Source organism: Nostoc sp. 'Peltigera membranacea cyanobiont' 232 (assembly GCF_002245985.1).
Taxonomy (GTDB): Bacteria; Cyanobacteriota; Cyanobacteriia; order Cyanobacteriales; family Nostocaceae; genus Nostoc.
Genome location: NZ_NOLK01000020.1, coordinates 40,649 through 65,190 on the forward strand (window position 1 = coordinate 40,649; position 24,542 = coordinate 65,190).

At 42.9% G+C, this 24,542-nt stretch carries 25 protein-coding genes, 3 tRNA genes and 1 pseudogene; 13 read left to right on the top strand and 16 right to left on the bottom strand.

Features of this window, described 5'->3' with window-relative positions:
- Positions 1-5: 5 nt before the first annotated feature.
- The 3 genes from CDG79_RS09400 to CDG79_RS09410 all read right to left on the bottom strand — a co-directional run bounded on the left by CDG79_RS09400 (position 6) and on the right by CDG79_RS09410 (position 2,944).
- Positions 6-1,304 (bottom strand): chloride channel protein, encoded by a 1,299-nt coding sequence (locus CDG79_RS09400; RefSeq protein ID WP_189524937.1) that lies wholly within the window; start codon positions 1,302-1,304, stop codon positions 6-8.
- A 174-nt stretch (positions 1,305-1,478) separates the two neighbouring features.
- Positions 1,479-2,021, bottom strand: a complete 543-nt coding sequence (locus CDG79_RS09405; RefSeq protein ID WP_094341895.1) for a DoxX family protein — start codon at positions 2,019-2,021, stop codon at positions 1,479-1,481.
- On the bottom strand, positions 2,018-2,944 hold the full coding sequence (locus CDG79_RS09410) for an SMP-30/gluconolactonase/LRE family protein (protein ID WP_094341896.1): 927 nt from the start codon (positions 2,942-2,944) through the stop codon (positions 2,018-2,020). Before CDG79_RS09410 ends, CDG79_RS09405 begins: the two co-directional genes overlap by 4 nt.
- A gap of 658 nt (positions 2,945-3,602) precedes the next feature.
- Between CDG79_RS09410 and CDG79_RS09415 the strand changes: the two genes are divergently transcribed.
- The 5 genes and pseudogenes from CDG79_RS09415 to CDG79_RS09435 all read left to right on the top strand — a co-directional run.
- Positions 3,603-4,400: an SDR family NAD(P)-dependent oxidoreductase gene (locus CDG79_RS09415; protein ID WP_094341897.1), complete on the top strand. Its 798-nt coding sequence runs from the start codon at positions 3,603-3,605 to the stop codon at positions 4,398-4,400.
- A gap of 27 nt (positions 4,401-4,427) precedes the next feature.
- Entirely contained in the window at positions 4,428-4,754 is a 327-nt protein-coding gene (locus CDG79_RS09420; RefSeq protein ID WP_223278073.1) for an oxidoreductase C-terminal domain-containing protein, read from the top strand.
- A 287-nt stretch (positions 4,755-5,041) separates the two neighbouring features.
- Positions 5,042-6,628: a GMC oxidoreductase gene (locus CDG79_RS09425; RefSeq protein ID WP_189524938.1), complete on the top strand. Its 1,587-nt coding sequence runs from the start codon at positions 5,042-5,044 to the stop codon at positions 6,626-6,628.
- Positions 6,625-7,002, top strand: a complete 378-nt coding sequence (locus CDG79_RS09430) for a hypothetical protein (RefSeq protein WP_223278074.1) — start codon at positions 6,625-6,627, stop codon at positions 7,000-7,002. Before CDG79_RS09425 ends, CDG79_RS09430 begins: the two co-directional genes overlap by 4 nt.
- A pseudogene (locus CDG79_RS09435) lies at positions 6,992-7,126 on the top strand (ATP-binding protein); the annotation flags it as partial. The gene CDG79_RS09430 and the pseudogene CDG79_RS09435, both read left to right, overlap by 11 nt.
- Before the next feature lie 27 nt (positions 7,127-7,153).
- On the opposite strand, the gene CDG79_RS09440 reads toward CDG79_RS09435, so the two are convergent.
- Positions 7,154-8,443 (bottom strand): hypothetical protein, encoded by a 1,290-nt coding sequence (locus tag CDG79_RS09440; RefSeq protein WP_094341899.1) that lies wholly within the window; start codon positions 8,441-8,443, stop codon positions 7,154-7,156.
- 207 nt (positions 8,444-8,650) lie between these two features.
- Here CDG79_RS09440 and CDG79_RS09445 point away from each other — a divergent pair, with 207 nt between their 5' ends.
- Positions 8,651-9,130, top strand: a complete 480-nt coding sequence (locus CDG79_RS09445) for a hypothetical protein (protein WP_094341900.1) — start codon at positions 8,651-8,653, stop codon at positions 9,128-9,130.
- An 89-nt stretch (positions 9,131-9,219) separates the two neighbouring features.
- On the opposite strand, the gene CDG79_RS09450 is transcribed toward CDG79_RS09445, so the two are convergent.
- The 8 genes from CDG79_RS09450 to murA form a co-directional block, all read right to left on the bottom strand.
- Positions 9,220-9,291: transfer RNA gene (locus tag CDG79_RS09450), tRNA-Gln, on the bottom strand.
- A gap of 311 nt (positions 9,292-9,602) precedes the next feature.
- Entirely contained in the window at positions 9,603-10,400 is a 798-nt protein-coding gene (locus CDG79_RS09455) for a WecB/TagA/CpsF family glycosyltransferase (RefSeq protein WP_094341931.1), read from the bottom strand.
- Between the two features lie 491 nt (positions 10,401-10,891).
- Positions 10,892-11,143: a hypothetical protein gene (locus CDG79_RS09460; RefSeq protein WP_094341901.1), complete on the bottom strand. Its 252-nt coding sequence runs from the start codon at positions 11,141-11,143 to the stop codon at positions 10,892-10,894.
- A gap of 32 nt (positions 11,144-11,175) precedes the next feature.
- Positions 11,176-11,259: transfer RNA gene (locus CDG79_RS09465), tRNA-Leu, on the bottom strand.
- Between the two features lie 111 nt (positions 11,260-11,370).
- On the bottom strand, positions 11,371-12,492 hold the full coding sequence (locus CDG79_RS09470; protein ID WP_094341902.1) for an alpha-hydroxy acid oxidase: 1,122 nt from the start codon (positions 12,490-12,492) through the stop codon (positions 11,371-11,373).
- Positions 12,493-12,564: 72 nt separating this feature from the next.
- Positions 12,565-12,801 (bottom strand): hypothetical protein, encoded by a 237-nt coding sequence (locus CDG79_RS09475; protein WP_094341903.1) that lies wholly within the window; start codon positions 12,799-12,801, stop codon positions 12,565-12,567.
- A gap of 90 nt (positions 12,802-12,891) precedes the next feature.
- Positions 12,892-13,770, bottom strand: coding sequence for a M48 family metallopeptidase (locus CDG79_RS09480; protein WP_094341904.1), 879 nt, complete (start codon positions 13,768-13,770; stop codon positions 12,892-12,894).
- 206 nt (positions 13,771-13,976) lie between these two features.
- The gene (murA, locus tag CDG79_RS09485) at positions 13,977-15,344 is read right to left on the bottom strand and encodes a UDP-N-acetylglucosamine 1-carboxyvinyltransferase (RefSeq protein ID WP_094341905.1); all 1,368 of its coding nucleotides are present in this window, start codon (positions 15,342-15,344) and stop codon (positions 13,977-13,979) included.
- A 409-nt stretch (positions 15,345-15,753) separates the two neighbouring features.
- Here murA and CDG79_RS09490 point away from each other — a divergent pair.
- Positions 15,754-15,834: transfer RNA gene (locus CDG79_RS09490), tRNA-Leu, on the top strand.
- Between the two features lie 64 nt (positions 15,835-15,898).
- Positions 15,899-16,693 carry a TrmH family RNA methyltransferase gene (locus tag CDG79_RS09495; RefSeq protein ID WP_094341906.1) on the top strand — a complete coding sequence of 265 codons (795 nt, stop codon included), beginning with the start codon at positions 15,899-15,901 and terminating at the stop codon, positions 16,691-16,693.
- 23 nt (positions 16,694-16,716) lie between these two features.
- Here CDG79_RS09495 and CDG79_RS09500 read toward each other — a convergent pair whose 3' ends face one another.
- Entirely contained in the window at positions 16,717-16,977 is a 261-nt protein-coding gene (locus CDG79_RS09500; RefSeq protein WP_094341932.1) for a hypothetical protein, read from the bottom strand.
- A gap of 491 nt (positions 16,978-17,468) precedes the next feature.
- Between CDG79_RS09500 and CDG79_RS09505 the strand changes: the two genes are divergently transcribed.
- From CDG79_RS09505 to CDG79_RS09520, 4 genes are all read left to right on the top strand, one after another.
- Positions 17,469-18,152, top strand: coding sequence for a glutathione S-transferase family protein (locus CDG79_RS09505; protein WP_094341907.1), 684 nt, complete (start codon positions 17,469-17,471; stop codon positions 18,150-18,152).
- 67 nt (positions 18,153-18,219) lie between these two features.
- The gene (locus CDG79_RS09510; protein ID WP_094341908.1) at positions 18,220-19,071 is read left to right on the top strand and encodes a CmcJ/NvfI family oxidoreductase; all 852 of its coding nucleotides are present in this window, start codon (positions 18,220-18,222) and stop codon (positions 19,069-19,071) included.
- A gap of 1,150 nt (positions 19,072-20,221) precedes the next feature.
- A complete protein-coding gene (locus CDG79_RS09515; RefSeq protein ID WP_094341909.1) occupies positions 20,222-20,536 on the top strand; it encodes an S-layer protein in 315 nt (104 codons plus the stop codon).
- A gap of 259 nt (positions 20,537-20,795) precedes the next feature.
- Positions 20,796-21,317, top strand: a complete 522-nt coding sequence (locus CDG79_RS09520; RefSeq protein ID WP_094341910.1) for an NUDIX hydrolase — start codon at positions 20,796-20,798, stop codon at positions 21,315-21,317.
- Here the strand turns inward: CDG79_RS09520 and CDG79_RS09525 are convergent.
- Together CDG79_RS09525 and aroB are read right to left on the bottom strand one after the other, a co-directional pair.
- Positions 21,303-21,881: a Uma2 family endonuclease gene (locus CDG79_RS09525; RefSeq protein WP_094341911.1), complete on the bottom strand. Its 579-nt coding sequence runs from the start codon at positions 21,879-21,881 to the stop codon at positions 21,303-21,305. The two genes, CDG79_RS09520 and CDG79_RS09525, sit on opposite strands and share 15 nt — an antisense overlap.
- A gap of 56 nt (positions 21,882-21,937) precedes the next feature.
- Positions 21,938-23,050, bottom strand: a complete 1,113-nt coding sequence (gene aroB, locus CDG79_RS09530; RefSeq protein ID WP_094341912.1) for a 3-dehydroquinate synthase — start codon at positions 23,048-23,050, stop codon at positions 21,938-21,940.
- Between the two features lie 153 nt (positions 23,051-23,203).
- Here aroB and petL point away from each other — a divergent pair, with 153 nt between their 5' ends.
- Positions 23,204-23,299, top strand: coding sequence for a cytochrome b6-f complex subunit PetL (petL, locus tag CDG79_RS09535; protein ID WP_094332720.1), 96 nt, complete (start codon positions 23,204-23,206; stop codon positions 23,297-23,299).
- 78 nt (positions 23,300-23,377) lie between these two features.
- On the opposite strand, the gene bioB is transcribed toward petL, so the two are convergent.
- Complete coding sequence (gene bioB, locus CDG79_RS09540; protein ID WP_094341913.1) at positions 23,378-24,388, bottom strand: biotin synthase BioB; 1,011 nt, start codon at positions 24,386-24,388, stop codon at positions 23,378-23,380.
- Between the last annotated feature and the right edge of the window lie 154 nt (positions 24,389-24,542).

Here is a 24,542-nt window from a genome sequence, read left to right on the forward strand (position 1 = left end):
GACATTTATATTTCCTCAAGAGACTGCTGTGATTTAAGTTGAGAAGCTATTAAGGGAACTTTTGGTGCGAGAAAAAACCCAATCAAACTAGCAAAAAGGATTGGAGTAAAAGGGCTAAAATTAGTCAGTTTTGATAACAACAAAGTTGTACTTATAGGTGTACGCGTTACTGCTGCATTAATAGCTGCCATTGTACAGATCATAGCTAGTGCAGGATTCACCTGCGGAATTAAAATTGCAATGGCTTTACCAATACAAGCACCAGTAAAAAATAAGGGAATAATGAAACCACCACGCCACCCACCTGTGACTGTCATACTGATAGATGCCATCTTACCCAAGGCTAAAATTAAGAGAAAAACAACTGAAAAATTAGTAGTTAAGACTGACTCTAATTCTTCATGTCCGAAATAGCGGGTTAGGGGTAAGAAGGCTGCTAAAGTACCTAAGCCCAATCCTGCTAATGTGGTGCGTACATAAATAGGAATGGGAAGTATCGCCAACAGTCTGTCACAGCCTTGAAAAATAGCCATAAAAATCCAGCCTGCAACAGCGCCAATGATTCCGAATAGGATAGCCCAAGCAAAATCATCAATGTTCTGTAAATTATATTCGGGAAAATGCCATGTGGGGGCAATTCCCAAATGGGTGATGAAGGCAAATACTAAATAACTAGCGCAACTAGAAACAATAGCTGGCATTAAAGCTTCGTAGTATTCGATGATATGCTGATGGTGAAGAATTTCTAGCGCAAACATTGCCCCACCTAATGGTGCGCCAAATAAAGCGGTAAAGCCAGCCGCCATTGCTGCTAAACTCATGGTTCTCAGGTCTTCCTCCTGGAGACGGAGGCGATCGCCTACCCATGTACCAAAAGAACCTGTAATCTGTACTAATGGCGCTTCTGGCCCTGCACTACCCCCAGCAGCGATACTCACCAAAGAAGCAAGAATCATTGCCGGATTTTTTCGTATATCCAAACGTCCACCACGAAAATGGATATTATCGACAATGACAGCAATTTCCCCAGGATTGCCTAAAAAATGAATTACTAAACCAACAATTAATCCAGCTATTGGCATAACAATTAGCAGACTCACGCCCTCTACCTTTTCTAGTTGGTGAGTCATCAGTTCCAAAATATTCCAGTACAAACTTGCAAATAGACCACAAACAGTCCCCACCACTACCCAGCATAAAAACCACTGTGAAACTAGCATAGGATTGTGTTTTACCAGTCCAAAAAGTTGTAAAATTTTCCAGCGTTGAGTTGGGTTTGTGGGAGTCCGCTTATTTGGTAGCACTGCTGATTTCCTAAGTTAATGAATCAAATATCATAGATTATTGACATTTATTATACTAATGTAGGGGGTATGACGAAATACGTGCAAAATTACCGATGTAGTAAAATTTTGTAATGCAGAATCTCAAAGCTTGAGTCAAGCTATTCGTATACTCTTTCCTAGCCACTCACTACTTTACTGTCCAAAAATGAGAGTATCTAGGGAATAAGCACCAGGGCCTAAAACCGCGATCGCAATTAGCATGACGCAGTACATAAACGCTTTTTCCCAACTTGGTGGTTCACCTTTGCCTAAAGGGCCTTTATACTGGTCTTCTGGAATTAAGTATGGATCTTGAGCTACAAAAGGTTTACTTCCAGAAATGTCTAAATATATCGCAAAAATCATTGAGCAGAGAATGGGCAAAGTGTCTAAAAGTGTCAGGAATCCAATAATTAGAAAAATTCCGCCACCTACCATCGATGCAGCTGATAAAAAGCAAAGAACGACAGGCGTTTTTAGAGACTCAGCCCACTGTTGAAGATGCGTTATCTTGGGATAGCCATGTAATATAAACAACCAGCCAAGGCTAACTCTTAGCAGTAAAAGTGCCAATCCGGGAAATCCGTCAGGATACACAGGAGAGAGTGAACTTAACAAGTGTGGACTTAGCTGTGGGAAATTAAATGAACCGAGAAAAAAAGCGATCGCTACACCAGTCGCAAATTTATAAATCATTGCTGTACACCACGGGTATTAAGGTCGATAGCATATAAGGAATGACCGGCTGTGATAAAAAGGCGTTCGCCTTCTTTACCACCGAAAGTCAGATTAGTGGGTGTCTCCGGTACAAGAATTTTTCCCAACTGAGTCCCATCGGGGGCGTATATCTGCACGCTATCTTCAGAACTAGTAAAAACATTACCGTACTTATCCACCCGAAATCCATCAGGTTGTCCTGGATCGATGACTGCAAACACACGGCCATTCGTCAAATAGCGATGTCTACGACGGGCTACGCCTACGCCCACGACCTCATACACGCAGATGTCATGAGGCCCCCCAGGTATATTAAACGCAGCTGTATCTGAAACATACAGGAGGCTTTCGTCTGGACTGAAAGCCAGCCCATTAGGACGCACCATATCCGTTACTACTGGATAAATCTCACCTGTTACTGAATCAAAGCGGTATACAAAATTTCCGGGTTGTTCCTGTTCGCCACCGTAACCTTGATTTGGCTCGGTGATGCCATAAGGCGGATCGGTAAACCAAATTGTACCGTCACTTTTCACTACTAAATCATTTGGACTGTTCAGCCGTTTGCCTTGGTAGCGATCGACTAAAACCTTCCACTCACCATTGTGTTCGCGGCGGATGATGGCACGCAAACCAGATGAACACGCAACTAGGCGACCCTCTAAGTCACGGTAATTACCGCTTTGATAATCAGATGGATCGCGTAGGACACTCACATCGTCATTAGGACTCCAACGTAACAGGCGGTTGCCGTGAGCATCACTCCACACAACACTGTTGTTTTCGTGAAAGTAAACTGGCCCCTCACTATGAACTGCACCGTTGGCTAGTTTTTGGAGTGAAGCATCTAAAGATACAATAGCACGCAAGCGATCGTCGTAAATCTCAATGGTTTTAGCCATAATAATCTCTAGCTTATTTAACTTGGTTACTGTCGATAGATAGCAGGTTCAAGTAAATACAAAATTGCTCTAAAAGTATACTTATGTTTTTTATTAAAAGATGTTTGTCGTTAGCTATTAAGTATAATGTTTCAGGTATTTTGTATAAACATAATTATTATTGAATAACCTATAATATACCTCAAACTATAGATATAGTTTATTAGTATTAAAACAATGTTTGAATTAATAAATTATGTTAATTTACTCAAGCGATCGTTTCTATTAAAAGTCTTTTTCGCTTATAGAAATAACCGATCGATTGAATTATTTGCTTAAAAATAATGAATTATAAGATTTTACCTATTTTTTATATATCAAAATATGCACTGAGTTACATGTAGAATCTAAAATTTTAGATTGAGAATGCCTTTGTCACAATGGGTTATGCCAAAGTTTTTCCCATTTCTTAGTTAAAAATCTCAGTTAAAACAATTGTTTTCCAAGTTTACCTATGTCCAAAGGCTGAATTTATCATTTGGGATATATACCATTGATGAGTTGAAAACTCAAAATTTGTGACATAAAGTAAAGCGTGCAAGCAAAAATTATCTGAATGTTTCTCAATTAATGGGCTTGGCATAAATTGTTCATAATTTAAAAAATAGAGAAATAGCTTATGGATCTTGGTCTTAAAGGTAAAGTCGCTGTAGTTACTGGAGGTGATTCCGGCATTGGTAAAGCGACAGCTAAACTGCTAGCTCTTGAGGGTGCAAAGGTTACTATTGTCGATAAGACTTCAGAAAGTCTTCAGCAGGCGGCTGAGGAACTGAAAAAGTTTGGAGAAATATTTCCGGTTCAAGCAGACCTCACTCAGCCTAAAGAAATTGAATCTGCCAAAGAGCAAATTCTTAAGCGTTTCGGAACAGTTCACATTCTGGTTCATGCAGCAGGAATTACAGGTGCTACGGGAGATTTCCTCGAACTGAGTGATGAGCAGTGGTATAAGACAATTGACGTGGACTTGATGGCGACGGTACGCACCTGTCGCGCTTTTATCGGAGCGATGCGTGAAGCTGGTTGGGGAAGAGTCATCCTCATCAGTTCGGAAGATGCACTACAACCCTACCCAGAAGAGATACCCTACTGTGCTTGCAAAGCGGCTGTACTGAATCTTGCTAAAAACTTATCTAAAGCTTATGCAAAAGATGGCGTACTGGTAAATGCAGTTTCTCCTGCCTATATCGCCACCTCAATGACTGACGCAATGATGGAAAAGCGCTCAAAAGAACTGGGTGTCAGCTTTGATGAGGCAGTTGATAGTTTTCTTGATGAACAGCGCCCTCACATCGAACTCAAACGACGTGGTAAACCCGAAGAAGTAGCGGCTGTGATTGCATTCCTTTGCTCTGAGCAATCAAGCTTTGTGGTTGGTTCTAACTATCGGGTAGATGGTGGCTCGGTTGCAAGTTTGTGAGGGAAGCGGATGTAGGGGAATGAATACTTGTGTGCAGCTGATGGCATCTACGCCGCAGGCGATATTGCCCATTATCCCGATTGGCGCACAAGCGAATCAATTCGCGTTGAACATTGGCGAGTCGCAGCACAGCAGGGGCGAATTGTAGCCCAGAACATGGCAGGGAAAGCAGTCAAATTTAGAGGGCTTCCCTTTTTCTGGACAATGCAATTAAAATTTTCGTTGCGCTATGTTGGACACGCCCAAAGTTGGGATGAAATAGTTGTGGATGGGGATTTGCAAAAACAAGACTTGATTGCTTTCTACATCAAAAACAATCAAGTCTTGGCAGTTGCAACCAGCCATCGCTATTGAGAAACAGCAGCTATCTCAGAATTGATGCGCTTGAACCAGATGCCAACTGTTGATGACTTACGGCGTGGTACAGTTGATTTGATTCAGCGATCGCCTCAAGTTAGTAGCAAGCACTAAGTTAGGGCTAGCCCTTTCAAGATGGGTAAAATTTTTGGACAATAATTCTTCTTTTCTCTGTGTTCTCTGCGCCTCTGTGGTTCAATAAATCACTTTCAACCCGCAGAGGCACGGAGAACACTGAGAAGAAAGCAGAGATAAAAATAATTTGCAACCTCCTGCATATATTAATGAACATTACAGAACACTACGACATCATCATCATTGGTACGGGAGCCGGTGGAGGTACACTAGCTCACCGCCTCGCACCCACAGGTAAAAAAATTCTAGTGCTAGAACGAGGCGACTTTTTGCCCAGAGAAAAAGCTAACTGGAGTCCACAGGAGGTCTATCAAAAGCATCGTTATCACACAGATGAGGAATGGTATAACAAAGATGGTATTGCCTTTCAACCACAGACAGGCTACTGGGTTGGCGGCAATACCAAACTCTACGGTGCCGCTCTGATTAGATTACGAGAGCGAGATTTTGAAAGGGTAATTCACAAAGGAGGAATTTCTCCAGAATGGCCGCTCAAGTACTCAGACTTTGAGCCATACTACACCCAGGCAGAAAAGCTGTATGACGTGCATGGTCAAGAAGGAGAAGATCCCACCGAACCACCTCGTAGCGAACCATATCCCTATCCGCCAGTGAGTCATGAGCCGGATATGCAGTCTCTTGCTGACGGCATCCGCGAACTAGGCTATTACCCATTTCATCTACCATTAGGATTAAAACTCAATGAAAGCGATCGCACCAAAAGCCCCTGCATTCGCTGCGATACCTTTGATGGATATCCCTGTCTCGTAGATGCCAAAGCCGATGCGGATGTCAATGCCATTCGTCCCACCCGCGAAATGTATGCTAATTTCACCCTTTTAACTAATGCCAAAGTCTTGCGGTTGCACACCAGCGAATCAGGACGAGAGGTGACAAGTGTAGAAACTGAAATTACCGGGGAGAGGCATTGGTTTGCAGGTGATATTGTGGTTGTTGCCTGTGGTTCTGTCAACTCAGCTGCTTTGTTATTAAGGTCTGCTAACGACAAGCATCCCAATGGATTAGCAAACAGTTCCGATCGAGTGGGGCGGAATTTCATGAAACAGTTGGAAACTGCGATCGTTTCCATACATCTAGAAGTGAATCGCGCCAACTTTCAAAAAACGATCGCCGTCAACGATTTTTATTGGGGAGAGCCGGATTTTCCTTATCCGATGGGGATGGTGCAAAATACGGGCAATGTCCTAGCCGATATGATTCCCGCAGAGGCTCCACCACTTATGGCTCCGTTTGTAAAATTGATTCCTCAGTATGAGCGACATTTGCTTGCGGAAAGATCGGTGGGCTGGTGGTTGCAAACAGAAGATTTACCAGATCCAAATAATCGGATTAGCGTCGTGGGTGACAAGATTCATGTTGAATATACACTGAATAATACCGAAGCAAGCGATCGCTTAATCCATCGTTGGACATCTGTATTAAAATCAATCCCTCACTCCGCTAAACACGCCCTACCATTTAGCCTTTACCCCCGCACCAACTTACCTGAACAAGCTGTTGCTCATCAATGCGGTACTTGTCGATTTGGCAACGATCCTAAAACCTCAGTCCTTGACATCAATTGCCGTACTCATGATGTTGATAATCTCTACGTAGTAGATAGTAGTTTCTTTCCGTCAAATTCAGGTGCTAACCCGACATTAACGATTATGGCGAATGCGTTGCGCGTTGGCGATAGCATAGCTGAACGCTTGAAATCACAAGGAGGAACATGATGACAAACGATGAACAGCAGATTGAATCTCAACAAATCGGCTCAGATGGAACAGATTCTCATCCCATAGCCACAAGTTTAGGCGCTGTGGGAGGTGGCATAGCAGGAGCCGCACTCGGTCACTCTATTGGTGGTAAAGTTGGTGCTGCGATCGCTGGGGTTGCAGGAGCGATCGTTGGTGGCGTTGCAGGTAATCAGCTAGCTCTTTACACCGAGGAATTCATTGAAGAACTCCAGCCAACAATTGGATTGAGATTAGGAGCCAATGACAAACCAATTGAACTACCCCGTCACTACACTTGGGAAGAATTACAAGCACTATCAAAACCTCAAGGTGGAGAAATCAGGGGAAACCCATCTTATCTACCGAGTTGATGGCGATCGCTCTCGCATCTCTGGCGGTTCGGGATTGGGATTAGCGATCGCACGCAAAGGTAGTATTCAAGTTAAAAGTCAACCAGGGCTAGGCAGTACATTTACTATTAGACTTCCTTTTTAAGCCAGATTTTTTGACTGAGCGAATTGCTTATGACTCGTCTAACCGTCGTTGCCATTCAGCATCAATCTGTGCAGAACGCTCAACTTCCTGGTCGAGTAAGTCAGTTTCGCTAGAATACACTAAATCTTCCTTACTAATGACTTTTTCTGTGGCAAATTGTTGGGCATAGTTGATTTTTTGTTGCAAAGGTGCATCAGGATCTGCCAATAGCCGCGATCGAGAAAGGCGATCGCGGTTGCGATCGGCAATTTTGGGATTACGCCACCGAATCCAGAAATAACGCAATAACGGTATGGCTAAGAAACCTGCTCCGTAAGCCAATAGCAGCCAATAAATTCCTTGCACAAAAGCTACTAGTCCACCCAATTGGACAGCAACAGTGCCATCTCTCAACAAACTTCCCAATACTAAAGCACCAACAAAATTTAGTACACCCAACCCCGCACTCAACATAATTTGCCCTGAACTTGCGGCACTAAAACGCCAAGGCAATTCCTCCAAGTAAGGTGAGATTGAATGACGGCGCTTTTTAACTGCACTCACCTGTAACTCTGGGAAGTAATAAACAATTTGTCCTTCGGGACTTACCGCCGGTTGCCCATTAAATCGTGTCAGAACGGGCAGCATGTAATCTTCGTACTCTCTTGTATATCCTTCACCAATGTCATCCAAGTATGGGGCAATTTGTTCTGCTACCACTGCGCCACGATTACTCCGAATCACCGTAGCAATTTCTTGCCAGCGACGTTCGTCTAAGTTGGCGTTAGGATTCCCATCGCCAAACAAAAATGAAAATATGGCTTCAAAGAAATTCAGATTGCTTTCTTCTCGGCTTCCACGTAGTCGTTCCTGGTAGTGAGTCTCATAATTTGGGCTAAGATACCAGAATAAATTTGGAAAATAGAAGAAACCACCACCACCAGAATTACTGCTCCGACTATTACCGTTACGGTCTGAATTGGCAGCAGTAATGATAATAAAGATAGTAACAGTTATCAGAGCGATGGAAACAGTTAAGAAAATTCCAAAAGAAATGCGAATCAGATAAAACAGTACACTCCAGACCTTTTTCCACCATTCCTGCAATTGTAACTGGAAGTATTTATTACGTAAAATTGCTCGAAAATTTTGAGGAAAAAGGTAAACTATATCACCTGAATCCGCTACCTGCAAATGTCCGCCAGCATCAGATGCCAGGGCCAACAAGCTTTGATTAGCTTCAGCGACGTTCAATCCTGCCTGGGTTGCCACATCACCAACGGTGACACGGTAGCCCAGTTTTTCCACAGCCTGCATGATGGTGGGATTGGGAGCCATTGCTCTCCCCTCCTGTTGAAACTTATTACCCTATTCTTAAGTATAAAGTTTTATTTTGATCGACTTAGCACGGGTAGGAATGAAGCATGAAATTACATCAATTTGGCAACCCGACATCGAAACAGATAAACCAACAAATGACCTGACACGCAACATGTTATAATTGTTTCCCTCAGCTTGGTTAACCAGCAAATTTTCTGCTCAAATATGGTTCAATATACTCTCGCTCAAAGTCCAGAAATTATCCTTACTGTTTCTGGAAAAGATTCAGCCAAAGCCCGTGATAAAGCAATGGATCAACTGATGGAACTGATGGATGCAGGTAAGCTACCCACGGAACTAGAAGAAGGATTTGGCCCTCAACAATTAATTGAGGTTAAAGAGTCACCTATTGATACTGCTAGCGGTGAGGATACCATTACACAAGCTGTCCAGGTTTTAAGTAACCTAGCTACACTCAAGCTAAAAGTTCAAGAGTCACGATCTGAAGCGTTAGAAATTCGCAAAGCGGTTGACGTTCTGTTCACCGATGATTCGGTGACTGAAGAGGAAATTACTCGACTCAAGGAAGGTTTTAAAGTCCTCAAAAATTTTGCCCAAGCTAATGTGCGTTACCAAGAAGCGCGATCTAAAGCAGAACAGGCTCGCCAAACTCTGGATCAAGCTCTCAAATCACCAGATAAGTAATACCTACTAATCAAATTGATTGAGATGTATTTTTAACTAATTTAATAAAAACTCTAAAAGACAGGCATGACAGCCTGTCTTTAGATTTACTGGGGCGCTAGGATTCGAACCTAGGGATGGCGGGACCAAAACCCGCTGCCTTACCACTTGGCTACGCCCCAACGACTTTACTCTAGTTAATATAGCAGTTAATCCTGGGTTTGTGTCAAGTACTTTTATATTTTATTTAAGATAATGTATTCTTACACCAGGATATGGATTGGTCGGAATCGCTGCATTTAGCCTATTTCACCGCTTTGGGGTGAAGTATTGAATCAACGTTTGGGCTGTATCGTCTAGTAATGAACGAGGGTCGCCATTTCTTTGCATCTAAAATCTGTTTTACTTGATGATGAAATTTAAGCTCAAAAAGCTGCCCCTAGCTTTGAATATCAAAGCTAGGGGCAACTAGATTATTTCTTTTCACTTTTTCTTAATCCCCAGTCTCGTGAAGGAAGACTGCTGCAATCCGACTTGATGATAGTAGTTGTTTTGTAGCCAGCCATAGAAATAGTGGAATGGTTTTAGCATAGCGGCTGCAAAGTCGGCGCGGTTCTTGAATCCATCGATACAGCCATTCAAGTCCTAAGTCTCGAATTATGCGGGGCGCACGCTTGTGAATTCCTGCATAAACTGGAAAAACTCCACCCAGTCCAATCATCACAGCTTGTATCTTACCCTTATGTTGAGCTATCCAATTTTCTTGCTTAGGACATCCCAGCGATACCAAGACGGCACTGGCACCACTAGAATTAATCTTTTTAACCAAAGCTTCATCTTCAGTTTCAGTTAGGGGACGAAAGGGTAGAGGCTCCATCGCCGCAATCTTCATCTGTGGAAATTCCTTCTCTAACCTTTTTTGCATCCTAGAGAGAATTTCTGTTTGGGAACCGACAAAGAAAATACTAAGATTTTGTGTTTGAGTTCGCTGACACAATGCTAGAAAGATATCCATCCCGGCTACACGGTCTTGGTGAGACGCGCCCATTTTTCGCATCATCCATACAAGAGGCATACCATCAGGAGTAACTATATCTGCATTTCGCAATACGGCAGCAAATTCTGGATTCCAATGAGCTTCAATGAGCATGTGTACATTGGCTACATACACACTTTTGCTTTCACGCCTACTTGCCCACTTCAGTATTGTTTGTATCTGAAGGTCAAAGCGTAAAGCAGTAATAGGAAAATCAAGCACTTTTTTAGTAGGTAGAAGCACTCTTGCCACCATCAATAACTCCTGTGTCCAAGAAAAAAATCCATAGATTACATAGACCATTCCAAATATTGAATAATTCGGATTGGATGACTCCTGACTTTTTGTAGGCTTGTCTCATCATTGGAAGTTAACACGTGGAGGTGCAATTGCGTTCTTAATATACTTTTGGCTTAAGTCAGTAATACTAGATTTACTTGCTGTTGTGTCCTAGCTTACTGTTTTAAGCTAAGGATTTAAGAGGTTGGTTGACAAAATTCATACTTTCTTCATAATTAATTTTTGATTAGTTTATGTAAGCATTACAATTGCGATAAATTCTTATAGAAAACTTGTCACTGAGTAACATATTTTACGTAATTTTTGCTTGGAAAAGTCAAGATATCAGCCACTCAGTTTGCTGATTTTGATACATAAGTATGCGCTTAAGAGGTTGAATTTCAGTTAGTATATTTTAAATAATTGCTAATAAATTTTTAGCGTAATCTTCCCATGTTACAACAGATTCAATTTTGTCTATGTATTGAAAAATACCTAAGCTTGATTTCTTTCTGAAATAAAAACTCAAAAAAGAAGGGGAAGATAAACTTATCTTCCCCGGCTCTATTATTTTTGTTATTCTCTAGTTTGTTAGCTTCTTTGAGCCTTTGCCGTAACATTTGCCTTTGCTTTTTGAGTTGTCGCTTCCTAGCAGAACCACCTCTCCCTTTGTCATTTCTGCCTTCTTTACGGGGAGATTCCCATGTTTTGAGGCGCATAATTTATAACCTCTTTACTATTTACTTGATAGTGGGCAGGAGGAGAATCGAACTCCTATGACCGTAAGGCCGCCACATTTTGAGTGTGGTGCGTCTACCAATTCCGCCACCCGCCCATTACATCCAACTTAACTATCATACTCTAGTTAAGGGATTTTGTCACAACTTTGAAAGTTAATTCTCAAAGTTTTTTTGGAATCATAGCTCTAATAACCATAATATAAGACTTAAAGACGTGGTAAGGTCAATAAACTAGGGTTAATATCCTGTAGTTTTGCACAGCCGCTAAGTGCCATCCCTATATTCAACTCATCTTGTAACAGTGAGATGACGTGAGATACACCGACTTGTCCTGCTACTGCTAGTCCCCATAAAATAGGTCGTCCGATTAGTACTGCTTTTGCTCCTAATGCCAGAGCTTTGAGAATGTCTGTACCTCTGCGAATGCCCCCATCCAGCAGCACTTCTACTTTACCATCCACTGCTGCTACTATTTCAACTAGGGCATCTAGAGAAGCGATCGCACCATCGAGTTGTCTGCCACCATGATTGGAAACAACAATTGCTTTCGCTCCATACTCTACAGCCCGCACAGCATCATCTTCCCGTAAAACTCCTTTGATAACTAAAGGTAGTGGAGACAAAGATTGCAACCATTCCAAATCGTCCCAAGTTACTGCTGGGTTTAGCTGTTGGGCAAAATAGGTAAATAACCCAGATTCGCCTTTTTCATGGGAAATATCTAGCCCTGAGATGGTGGCAAGATTAGCCAGATGTAAGTCTAGGGGTAAAGCAAACTCGTTACGTCTATCTCTCTCCCTCTGTCCGAGAACAGGTGCATCTACAGTCAGACAAAGTGCTTTGTAGCCAGCTTTATAGGCTTTTTCTACCAAAGCACGAGTTAATCCTCGGTCTTTATGGATGTAAAGCTGGAACCATCGTAGAGAATCTGGAAATTTATCACACGCAGTCGCCACTTCTTCAATGCTCTTGGTGGACATTGTACTTAATACCATACCTATACCAGCTGATGCGGCGGCTAGAGCCGTAGCCACCTCTCCGTCTGGATGGGCTAGACATTGAAAAGCCATCGGCGCAATTAACAAAGGTAGTTGCAGGGGTTGTCCTAAAATGGAAGTAGTGAGATTGCGATCGCTAACATCAACTAATATCCGAGGTCGTAACTTGACTCGCTCAAAGGCAGCACGATTATCTCGTAATGTGATTTCATCCCAAGCACCACTGCTATAGTAATCGAGGGTCATTTGAGACAGATGCTCTTTTGCTAGCTTTTCGTATTCAAAGAGATTTATGGGTTGAAAGCGATGGTCGTTGGGTACAACTGTCATGGTAGAGGCTGTAGGTTAAGCAATGGGATGTTTTTTAATCCGATTGTTCGATTTATTAGTAACTGAGTTATTTTAAAGGAACCTTTCTAATAATTCTTCTCTGGATAGTTGCAGTAATAAAGGAGTAAATTCCTCTGGAGATAATGTCAATAAAGCTTCTGTAATTACTCTTAGTTCTGCATCTAACGAACCAAAGCGAACTCGCAACAAATTCTCTATCAGATTACGACGTTCTACTTGAATTCCTTCTTGAATTCCTTCTTGTTTAACTTCTGCTAATTTTTGCTTGTAAATAGGTGATAAGCGCATAATTAAATCTCTATCCTCCTCGTCTATGTTGTAGACATCGCCCAGAGCTTATCTGAAGAAATATTCCTAATTGCGATCGCATTAGTAACTCTACCAGTTTCGCCAGCCACCTTTGGGTGCAACTTCATTACTTGTAGACTTCAATCCATGACTTTGGATTAAAGATTGATATTCTGTGCTGCTTGCCCAACGGTCAATTTCTCGTGCCCGTAGCACTGGCACTGGATGGGTTAATTGGGCTGTGCGGGCGGCTTTGACCATTTCGCCTAATTCGGTCTTGCTAATGTCATCATAAGCGCGGGCTTGAGCAACAAAGGCATCGAGATTCAGTTGTGGCGCTAAAGTCGGGGAACCACCCGCCAGCTTCATCAACACTGACATCACAACTTTCGGGTCTTGGGTTGCTAGTAATGCGGCGCGATCGCAGGTAAACTCAGCACAACGTACCCATTCTAAAAGCTGTGCCTGTATCGCTTGAGCAACGAAGGTTCCGACATTGGGCACAATCGCCGCAGCTAATATTAATAAATTTACAGGGGTTAAGTAAACGCTATGGTCACACTTGAGATGTCCTAACTCGTGGGCAATTACTGCCTGGATTTCCTCTGGGGTGAGGATATCAATTAGGGATGTGTGTATCACCACAAAGGGCTGCTTACCCCGCACAGCAAAAGTATAGGCGTTGGGAGCCGGATGTTGCCGGACGTACAACTGGGGAGGTTCTATATCCAGAATTTCACAAGCGTTTAACAATAGCTTGTGTAAATCTGGTAGTTGTTTTTCACCCACCAGAATGCTGGAAGCAATATTTTCTACATAGAAAACCTGCTCTGCCATTGGCCCGAGCCAATTTCGCACCAACATATCTATGCCTGGGATTTGCTTGAGCGTTTTAGTAGCTTCCAGGTCTAATGGATGACGAAATGAGTCAGCTTTTAAACCAATTAGAGGGGTTTTGAAGAAAGACATAGTGCAACAAGCTATAAAAAACACAACTATGGAATCTGGCTGGTTAAATAAACAGCCACCCACAGTTAGTATAACGATTTAAGCAGGGTGGGCAGGAGAGCAGGGGGAGAAAATTTTACCTTGTCTCCCCGAAATTTTGAGCGCCGGAAGTTGGCGTTTAGATTTCTCTCTTCCCTTGTTTCCCCGTCAGTCTCAACCTATCAATTTCAACTTGAAAGGCTAGTGATGCTGGCAGCGATTTCGGCATCTGCTGATGTTTCGCCCACACGGAGGATTTTAGCTCCCAATTGCTGCAACTTCATATCAAGTCGATCGTAGCCGCGATCGAGGTGCTGTAATCCCTGAATTGTGGTTTGTCCTTCTGCCGCTAGTCCGGCAATAACTAACGCGGCTGATGCTCGTAAGTCTGTGCCTAATACTGGTGCGCCAGATAATTTCGGCACTCCCCGAACGAAAGCAGCGTTACCTTTGACACGAATATCTGCCCCCAAGCGATTCAACTCTGATGCATGACGCAAGCGATTTTCAAAGACGGATTCGTTAATTACGCTGTCGCCTTCGGCCAATGTCAGCAAAGCCATGAATGGCGCTTGCATATCTGTGGGAAAACCCGGATGGTATTGAGTTTCAATATCCGTGGCTTTGAGGGTTTCTGCTGGCAGAATGTGTAAGTGTTCAGGCTTATCCTCAATTATTGTCACCCCAATATCCCGCAGCTTGGCAATCACTGGGATAAGATGTTCTGGAGCCACTGGCGAAAGAAGAAGTTCGGAACGGGTAATTGCTGCTGCCAATAAAAATGTCCCGGCCTCAATGCGATCGGGGATAATACTGTAATCAACAGAATGCAATTTGGGGACTCCTTCAACAATAATCCTGCTAGTCCCCGCCCCTTTGATTTTCGCTCCCATTGCGTTACAGAAGTTAGCTAAATCAACTACTTCTGGTTCTCTGGCAGCATTTTCGATAATGGTTTCGCCCTCTGCCAGGGTAGCCGCCATCATCAAGTTTTCCGTCGCTCCAACGCTGGCGATATCTAAGTAAATCTTCGCACCTTTTAATCTCCGGCTGCTGCCAGGGACGTAGGCGTTACAAATGCCATGCTCAATCTGCACCTCAGCCCCCATTGCTTGCAGTCCGCGCACATGCAAGTCAACTGGTCTTGCCCCAATAGCACAACCGCCTGGTAAGGGCATCTGCGCTACTCCCAATCTGGCAAGAATAGCTCCAATGGCGAAAAAACTCGCCCTCAGTTGGGTAACTAGTTCGTAGGGAGCTTTTGATGTTTTAATTTCGCTGGCGTTGATGTCTAAAATATCGCCTTGCCGGGTTAAACGTACACCCAAAGCCGATAACACCTGACCCATCCGCTCTACGTCCGCTAATAAGGGGACATTACGGATACGACAATCGCCTGGACAAAGCAAGGCTCCAGCCATGATTACCAGTGCTGAATTTTTTGCCCCGCTAATTTTCACATGACCTCGCAAAGGATGCCCGCCCCAAATTTGCAAGACTGAGGAGTCTGCTTCGGGAGCAATTTTTGCATCTGGTAAGCTGGTAGAAGGATTGATAAGCCTACCTCCAAAAGTAATACGTATTTTATATGTTTGAAGTTGGTTTTGATTCTACAGTAAAGATTCAAATTGTCCACGTTTTGAGGCAACATCTTCCATCAAAAAATTGCTTTTTGAGGAAAAATAAAGGCTGTGAATGAGTGACAGCAAGCTTTTTGAGATTTAAAAAAATTTAGCAAAAAAGAGCGAATAAGTAGTAGTTTTAAGCAAAATTAAATACTCAGTAAAATAACTTAAGTGTTCTCTAAAAATCAATGCTGTACAGTTCAGTTAATATTTTGATTCGACCTAATCCGCAGAAAAACTCGTGAAAAATTTCAGATTTTTCACGAGTTTTTCTATTTTTACTTGACAAAGATAAATTTTTACGCCACAATCATAAAATTGTCGATAAAGACAAGTGCCAGCGGAACTGGCGGAATGGCAGACGCGCTAGATTCAGGTTCTAGTGCCGCAAGGCTTCCGGGTTCAAGTCCCGGGTTCCGCATATCATCAATTTTGGATTTTAGATTGCCAATTTTAGATTAATCCAAAATCCAAAATATAAAATAGTGTTGACCAGTTTACAAAATTCTCTAGTTAAGCAAATTCGCAAACTCCACTCCACCAAGGAGCGACATAAACAGCAGTTATTTTTGCTGGAAGGGACGCACCTGTTAGAAGAAGCTTGTGCGGTTAATTACCCACTAGAAACAGTATGTTGTACTCCAGATTGGCAAGCAGCCCACTTGTCACTCTGGGAAGAAGCTTGTGCTAAAAGCGATCGCACCGAAATTGTCAGCGAGGAAGTATTAAATGCGATCGCTACTACAGTCCAACCAGATGGTGTAGTGGCAACGGCAAAACGAAGGGATAGTCAAACTCAACTACCATTAACTGGTTTAGTCCTAGCTTTAGAAACGGTGCAAGATCCGGGAAACCTGGGGACAATGATTCGCAGTGCGGCGGCGGTGGGAGCATCAGGTTTGTGGGTAAGTGGAGATAGTGTAGATTTAGACAGTCCAAAAGTTCTTCGGGCTTCAGCAGGGCAATGGTTTCGCCTAGCAACGGCCGTAACCGAAGATTTAAAAGCTACAGTTCAACAAAGTCAACAAGCAGGAATGCAGGTAGTGGCAACCTTACCCAGTGCGACTTTAACTTATTGGGATGTGGACTGGCGCAAACCCAGTCTGATTTTACTGGGAAATGAAGGTGCTGGATTGTCGGCAGATTTATTAGCGATCGCAGATAAACAAGTCAGAATCCCTTTGAGTCCTGGGGTAGAATCTTTGAATGTGGCGATCGCAGCTGCTTTAATGTTATACGAAGCTCGACGGCAAATGAGTCAAGAGTCGAGATGCGATTAATCGCGTCTGTGCAGGAATTAAACTCATGACTTTTCTTGGATTTTTGTCTTTTCTTCAAGATATTGTTCAATATCAGCAACTGCGTCCTCAAGGGCCGCTAAATCAATAGCGATCGAGTCTTGAGCGAGTTCGACTTCACTGAGACTAGTAGTATGCAGTTGGGGGAGTGGTGAGATTTCTTCTTCCTCAGTTGAAATTTCTTGTAAGATATCCTCCAACTGATCGAGGGATTCTTGAAACACTCGATCGGCGACGCGGCGCTGTTGTGGCTGAATTGGCTCCATAATATTGACTTGAAAATCCTGATTTACTGACCTAATTTTGATTGCAGTTTCAACAGATTTAAATTTTGCACTTATAACATCATAGTTGTGTGCTGTATCAACTTTAGCAGTGGTTATCAAGAATATCGATACTTGGCTTTGGTCACTTTTGCCAAGCCGTCTCCAATTCTTGGGACTTGTATTTTTGTAAAGACTATAAGTAGGTGGGTGAGAAAATTTATAACTATGTCATCGCGAACGCAACGAAGTGGAGTGAAGCAATCACAAGGTTTTCACCGCTTTTACTTTTCGTTACATAGTTATATTTATTTGTGCCTGCCTACTTAGAATCTTCTGAGATAAAATACTTTAATACGACCGACAAACCGTAGTATAGTATTGAGTATGCGATCGCCACCGAAAGAGCGGGTACGCCATCGCAATCTTGTGTTCCAAAAGCTGATATTTAGCCATACTGCGCGTCTACGCAATATTTACAAGGAAAGTATTTTATGAGCAGCGTACAACTTTACTTTGCCAAAGCCTCCACCTTTTCCCAAAGAACCCGTGTGGTTTTACTAGAAAAAGGAATTGACTTTAGCAGCACTGAAATTGACTTACAAAACAAACCAGATGGCTACACACAGATTTCACGCTACGGCAAAGTCCCTGCGATTAAACATGGGGATATCGAAATTTATGAGTCTGCCATCATCAACGAATATCTCGAAGAAGTCTTTCCAGAACCAGCTTTATTACCCCACGAACCAGGTGCTAAAGCGATCGCTCGCATCTGGATTGACTATGCCAACACTCGCTTTGTACCAGCCTTTAACAAATTTCTCCGTGGTAAAGATGCTCAGGAACAGGGACAAGGACAAAGAGAGTTTTTGGAATCGCTATTGTACATTGAGCAAGAAGGACTAGGTAAGCTTTCTGGTAATGGCCCTTACTGGTTAGGCGAGCAGCTGAGTTTAGTTGATATCAGCTTCTATCCTTGGTTTGAACGCTTGCCCCTTCTAGAACACTTCCGCAATTTCACCTTACCAACAGAAACCCCTCGCTTGCAGAAATGGTGGAATACTCTGCGCTCGCGCGAGTCAATTCGGGCTGTAGAAAATCCTACAAGCTTCTATTTAGAAAGATTTGCTAAGATTCTTGGTGCGCCCACTCCCGTTGCTTCTGCTCAAAAGTAGGGAATAGATTACAGTCCCCTATCCGCCATCACTAAAACATTGTTGAATTCACTGGGAGATTTAACCCATGAGCTTAAACAGTCAATTATTCAAAGATATACCGCACGTTGAGGGAGAACTTCATTACCTCACCCCGACAGCAGAAAAACCTATTAACTACACCTACGAACCACCGCCAGGTATTCCCCAACGAAGCGGGAAGTATGAGGTACATAAACTCCCAATTTACGATGCTCGGACGATCGCAGAAGATGTGTCTTTGGATCGACAGGGATTCGCCTTGGTTCAACAGCACAGCACCGTTAAAGACTTTTACGATCGGGATGAGGTACAGCGCGTTTACTACCCTGAAGCCGAGGAATTCCTCAAGGATTTGACAGGTGCCCAAAGGGTGATAGTGTTCGATCGCAACCTGCGTAATGCCGAACGAGCGAAGCAGGGTGAGCAAGGCATAAGAACACCAGTAAGGGCCGTACACAACGACTTCACCGCTAAGTCTGGCTATAGTCGCGCCCGTGCCGTGTTGGAAGCAATCGGGACTGAAAATCCTGATGAGCTTCTGCGGCAGAGATTCAGTGTAGTTAACCTCTGGCGACCGATCGCAGGGCCAGTGCAGGAGTCTCCATTAGCGGTGTGTGATGCCCAAAGTATCGCGCCCAATGACCTTGTAGCTACCGATCTTGTGTATCGCGATCGCGTTGGCGAAACCTATGCAGTCACGTACAATCAGAAACATCAGTGGTTCTACTTTCCGCAAATGCAACGGAACGAAGCGCTACTCATTAAATGTTTTGACTCAGCAGAGGAAGGTTTGGCGCGGTTCGCCGCCCACACCGCATTCGATGACCCAACAAGCCAGCCAGATGCCCCGCCACGTGAGAGTATCGAGTTGCGGACGCTGGTTTTCTATGCCGCATAATTAGCAGAGGGGCGGAGGGGCAAGGGAGCAGGGGGCAAGGGAAGAAGAACTATTGATCGATGCCCAATTCCCAATGCCCCTTTACTGCGACTCAAATCTTGCTTGAAAGAAGCGGAGATACTTCGGCTTATAAATCATTTTGAGTCCGTGTAGGCGATCGCGTTCAGCGCGAGTAGTAATTTTTAATGGCCTTATTTGTTGCACCATTATTTACCTACCATTTCACTCTTAGAGGATGTTTGAAAAGTCCTTGGTGATGTATCAAATACTTTTAGATCCCCCTAAATCCACGCCACGTGCCCCACTTGGGTTTCCCCCATGAGCGACTGGCGTGGGCTAGGGGGGATCAATAAGTGCCTAATATCACAGCCGACTACTTTTCAAACAACCTCTTAGTTCAATACTGCTCGGTTAAGCATTTTTAACTCGGAATCGGGTTTGGGGAAAAGGGTAAAGGGTAAGGGTTAAAGGTTTTTTCTTTCCCTTTTCCCTTTCCCCTTTTCCCCTTAACCGAGAAGTATTGCCTCTTAGTTGTGTTTATTTTCAAGTCTAGATAAATCACGAGTGAAAGTGAAATAGAGTCAGTATTTAAGTAGTTCTTGATTTAAAAAACACTAAGTTTTATACGGGGTTAAGACAACGTTAAGAATTCTCTCAAAATCACAAAATTTCGGAGTGTCAACAGTTACGTATGGGAAAATCAAGTTAAGCATGAACAAATATCTTTTTGTAAACTTTTGTTCGTTTTTTAGATCGGTAATGCATTAAGACATAAGCATTATCGTAAACATCACTGCATTAATTAATTTAAATCTTTGTTGGTTAGTCTCTGGGAATTAGCAAATAAAGGCTGATACTCCCAAAGATGAAGTTTTCTTTACTCAATGCAAGCTTAATGCCTTGAGTCAGTTCAAATTTAATAAAAATTGGAGGTTATAAAATGGCAATTCGGAATAACTTAGTTACCAATTTCTGGCAAAGAGTACAAAAAGATTCAGTTAGTTGGGGATCGTTAGCTCTTTGGATCGGTGCATTAACTGTTCTATTAGTAATGCTTACCATGTTTTCTAACGCTTAGGTTATTCTAGTTCCTGGGCAACAGCCTGGGAACTAACATAGGGTAGAGTTTCATCCCTATAAAACTAAAATTATGAACTACAAACTTCTGGTAACAGTTGTAGTGCTAGCTACTACTAGCTTTGTTTCTCCTGTTAAATCTCAAGAACCTACTACCGACACTCCAGCAAAATCGAATCAAATTTTGAATGCTTGTATCCAAAATCAAGCAGAAACTTTGCCGAATCCCTTTAGTGATGTACCAACAGAACATTGGGCTTTTAAAGCAGTTATGACTATGCACTACTGTGGTGCATTCCGTAAAGCTACGCCACCAGCTTTATTTCAGAAACTGCAACCAACAAATAGCCAGCAGCAACCGCAAAAAGAACCGCAGTTTCAAAAGTAGGACGTTGCTGATTAAAAATATGAAAATCTCAGGTAGATAGAAGTTTGAGTAGCAAAAGCTGCCGCTTGATATTACGGTGGACATTGAGATGAACAAAGGCAAACAAAAGCGCCTTCATCGTGTGGTTTAAATAAATAAAAGCTGCTGTAAATAGCTCAAATTAGAATTTATCTCGGCAATTTCGCTAGAGAGGTTGAAGTTGTGATATAACAACTTGAAAATTACGAGATAACTATATTAAATAGCAGAAATTAAGCCAATGAGTGAGAAGGATTTCAGAAAGACTGTCATCCAAACAGGGCAAAAATTCAATTTTGTAGATATTGGCAGTTCATGTTTACCTGCCTTTGAAAAGATAACGAGTGTTCTAGTCGTACCTTTTACCAAGGATGGTTTAATTGTATGCCCTCTCCTTGACCGTGGTATTGACCTTCCTGGGGGACATGTGCAGATAGGCGAAATTAACTGTGAGGAAACTGCAAAACGTGAGGTTATGGAGGAGGTAGGAGTAACTCTGGGAGAATTAAAACTTGTGAAAGTCATCCAGTCTGATTATTACGGTAGTCAACCTGAGCAACTTACATATCTTGTGGTTATGACCGGATTTGTTGAAGATATAATTCCTAACGATGTCTACGATGAGCTATGCTTACACACGCATGAAAGTACAGGAAGAAGCATTATAGATATTGATGAATTCATTTCTCAATATCAAGCAGGCAATAAAAATGATATGCGTCAAATTGTGTTAGACGCAAAAAGTGTGCTATTCGGCATCTAATGGTATTTTCGCCTTTTGAAACACCTGCTCAACAGTAAATTCCAGTCCCTCAAATAGGGAATCTGTGAGTAATTCGTCTCCCATATAAGTTTGTGGTGCTGCATCTGGATAAAAAACAGTAATACTTCTGGCTTTACTATCTACCACCCACACCTGTAGAACTTTAGCATCCAAATAGTTTTTGGTTTTAGCTGCCATTTCTCCAAAAGTTTGTCCGGGCGAAATAATCTCAATCACCAAATCAGGAGGAACAGGACAAGCTTCGTTGTCATCCCAGTTAGTGGGTAAACGTTCATAAGAGATGTACAAAATATCTGGTGTTGGTACCCAATCTCGCCCCCGACGAGTTAATGCAACAGACCATTCCGGGCAAACTTCTCCTTTACCTTCACATGATTGCTCAATCAAATTGAGAAGAACACGGGTAAGTTTTGCGTGAAAAAATTTTGGTGATATCTTAGAAATTGCTTGGCCATCAACAAGTTCATAAGTTATATCTCCTTCGCCGGGTGGAAGATTTAGGAACTCTTGCAAGGTTAATTGATTTTTGGCTTGGAGTATCATGGCTCAATAATTCGTAATTCGTAATTGAAGGATAGAGCAAATAATTTTTATATTGTTCACATTCCTCGCAACACTTGGCGAATGATATCAGATGGCACTTCGTCGGTAACTGTAACTACACCAATCTCTGTTGGTAAAACAAATCGCACTTTTCCTGCTTTGACTTTCTTATCTAACTGCAACGCCTCAATAATGGCTTCGATATCCACCCCAGATGGTAACTGAGTCGGTAAACCTGTTTTTTGAATTAAAGCATTTTGACGTTCAGTGTCTTCTTTTTGCCACATTCCCAAGTCCACGGCAATTTGACCGGCTGCTACCATGCCAATAGCCACTGCTTCACCGTGATTCACTAAACGATAACCAGTCAAGCTTTCCACTGCATGACCGATGGTATGTCCATAGTTAAGAATTGCCCGTAATCCGCCTTCTTTTTCATCTTTGCTAACAACATCGGCTTTAGCTTGACAAGAGCGCGTTAATATGCTGCTTATTAGCTCAGGTTTTACATAACGGAGTTGGTCGAGGCGTTTACTTGCTTCCAACTGGGCAAATAATTCAGCATCCCAAATTACACCGTACTTAATAACTTCTGCCATGCCTGCCCGAAACTCTCGCATGGGAAGGGTTTTTAAAACATCTGGGTCAATCAAAACCAAGCGCGGTTGATGAAATGCCCCAATTAAGTTTTTACCGTGGGGATGATTTACGCCAGTTTTGCCACCAATTGCCGAATCTACCATCGCCAGGAGAGTTGTAGGCACTTGGACAACATTAATGCCACGCAGCCAGGTTGCGGCGGCAAAGCCAGTCATATCGCCAATCACACCTCCGCCCAAAGCCACCATAGTAGCAGAACGTTCTAGGCGGTTTTCTAAGGCTACATCGTAGAGCTTTTGGATGGAATTGAGGGTTTTATAGCGTTCACCAGGTGGTAAGGTGCAGCTAGCAACTTCAAATCCAGCAGATGTGAGAGATGTAATTGCTCTTTCGCCATAATGCTTAAAAATCGTCGGATTAGAAACCAGCAGTATCTTCTTGCCTAGCTTCAGATTGGCCATCTTTTGACCGAGTTGATCTAAACTCGAAGATGCGTTAGCGCAGCTTAACGAAGTTATCGCAATCTCATAAGACTGCTCTGGTAAATTTACATTAATTACAGAAGTCATTCCTCAACCCCAAACAAGCGCCCGTGGGCTGTATTCTATCGCAATCTGGGGGATTGGGGGCTGGGGAGTGGTCACTGGGGAAGAGTTTTCCAATGCCTAATGCCCAACAACTAATGATTCAATATATTTAGGAAGTATTGTGGAGAAAAATAAATGTTTGCAATTGCAGCTTACATCGGCTTTTTAGCTTTGTTCTTTGGTTTGTCTGTCGGTCTGTTGTTCGGTCTGCGGACTGCCAAGATAATTTAACTAAGACTCTTGTGGGGCGGGCATCTTGCCTGCCCTCGGTTAGGGACGGGTGAGACACCCATCCCTGATTGAAGATATTTATCTATCTACAACTGCCGGACTTGCTAACTTCTCCTGTCTTTGGGAAGGCGGACGCATCCCTAAACCAAGTAAATTCAGCATTTCTCGGTCAGTATCGTAATCGGGACAGGGAGTTGTCACCGTCAACATTTTGTTGTCGTCGCTGGAAAATATAGAATTGGCTCCTGCCATAAAGCAAAAAGCTTGTTCAACTTCAGAAAGTCTAGCCCTACCAGCACTAAGACGCACATCAGAAGCTGGCATTAAAATTCTAGCTGTAGCAATCATCCGCACAATATCCCAAATGGGGACATCAGGCTGATTTTCTAAAGGTGTGCCCGGTACTTGTGAAAGAATATTAATTGGCACTGACTCTGGATGCGGATGTAAGTTTGCCAGAGTTTGTAACATTCCAACCCGGTCATCAACAGTTTCGCCTAAACCAAGGATACCACCGGAACATACGGTAACATTAGTCTGACGGACATTCTCGATTGTATTTAAGCGATCGCTATAAGTTCTCGTGGTAATAATTGTGTTGTAATATTCCTGCGAGGTATCTAAGTTATGGTTGTAGGCGTAAAGTCCCGCTTCTTCCAGTTTCCTGGCTTGATTTGCCGTCAACATACCCAGAGTGCAGCACACTTCTAAACCCATTGCGGTTACATCCTTGACCATTTCCAGGACTTCCTCAAATTGCGAGTTATCCCGGACTTCGCGCCAAGCAGCACCCATGCAGATGCGGCTAACACCAGTTTCTTTAGCTTTCTGGGCGATGTTAACTACCGTTTCCTTTTCTAGGAGTGCTTGTGCCTTTACTTCTGTTTTATAGCGGGAAGATTGGGCACAGTAACTACAATCTTCTGGACAACCCCCCGTTTTAATAGATATAAGCTTACAAACTTGTATTTTTGTTGGGTCATGATATTGGCGATGCACGCTAGCAGCTTGATAAATAAGCTCTAGCAATGGCGTGTTGTATATCGCCCGAATCTCTAATTCCTGCCAATCGTAGCGTATTCCCACCACATCACTATCCTTCTTGTAGACTGGGTTGAATCTTGAACTGTCTTTTGGTTGAATTTCCTGCGGTACAGCGTTTGGGCAAAGCGATTTTATCGAAGTTATGCCGTGTACTGTGCTTTATCACCCATTGGCTCTCAATCCTTGCGCTCTAGATATT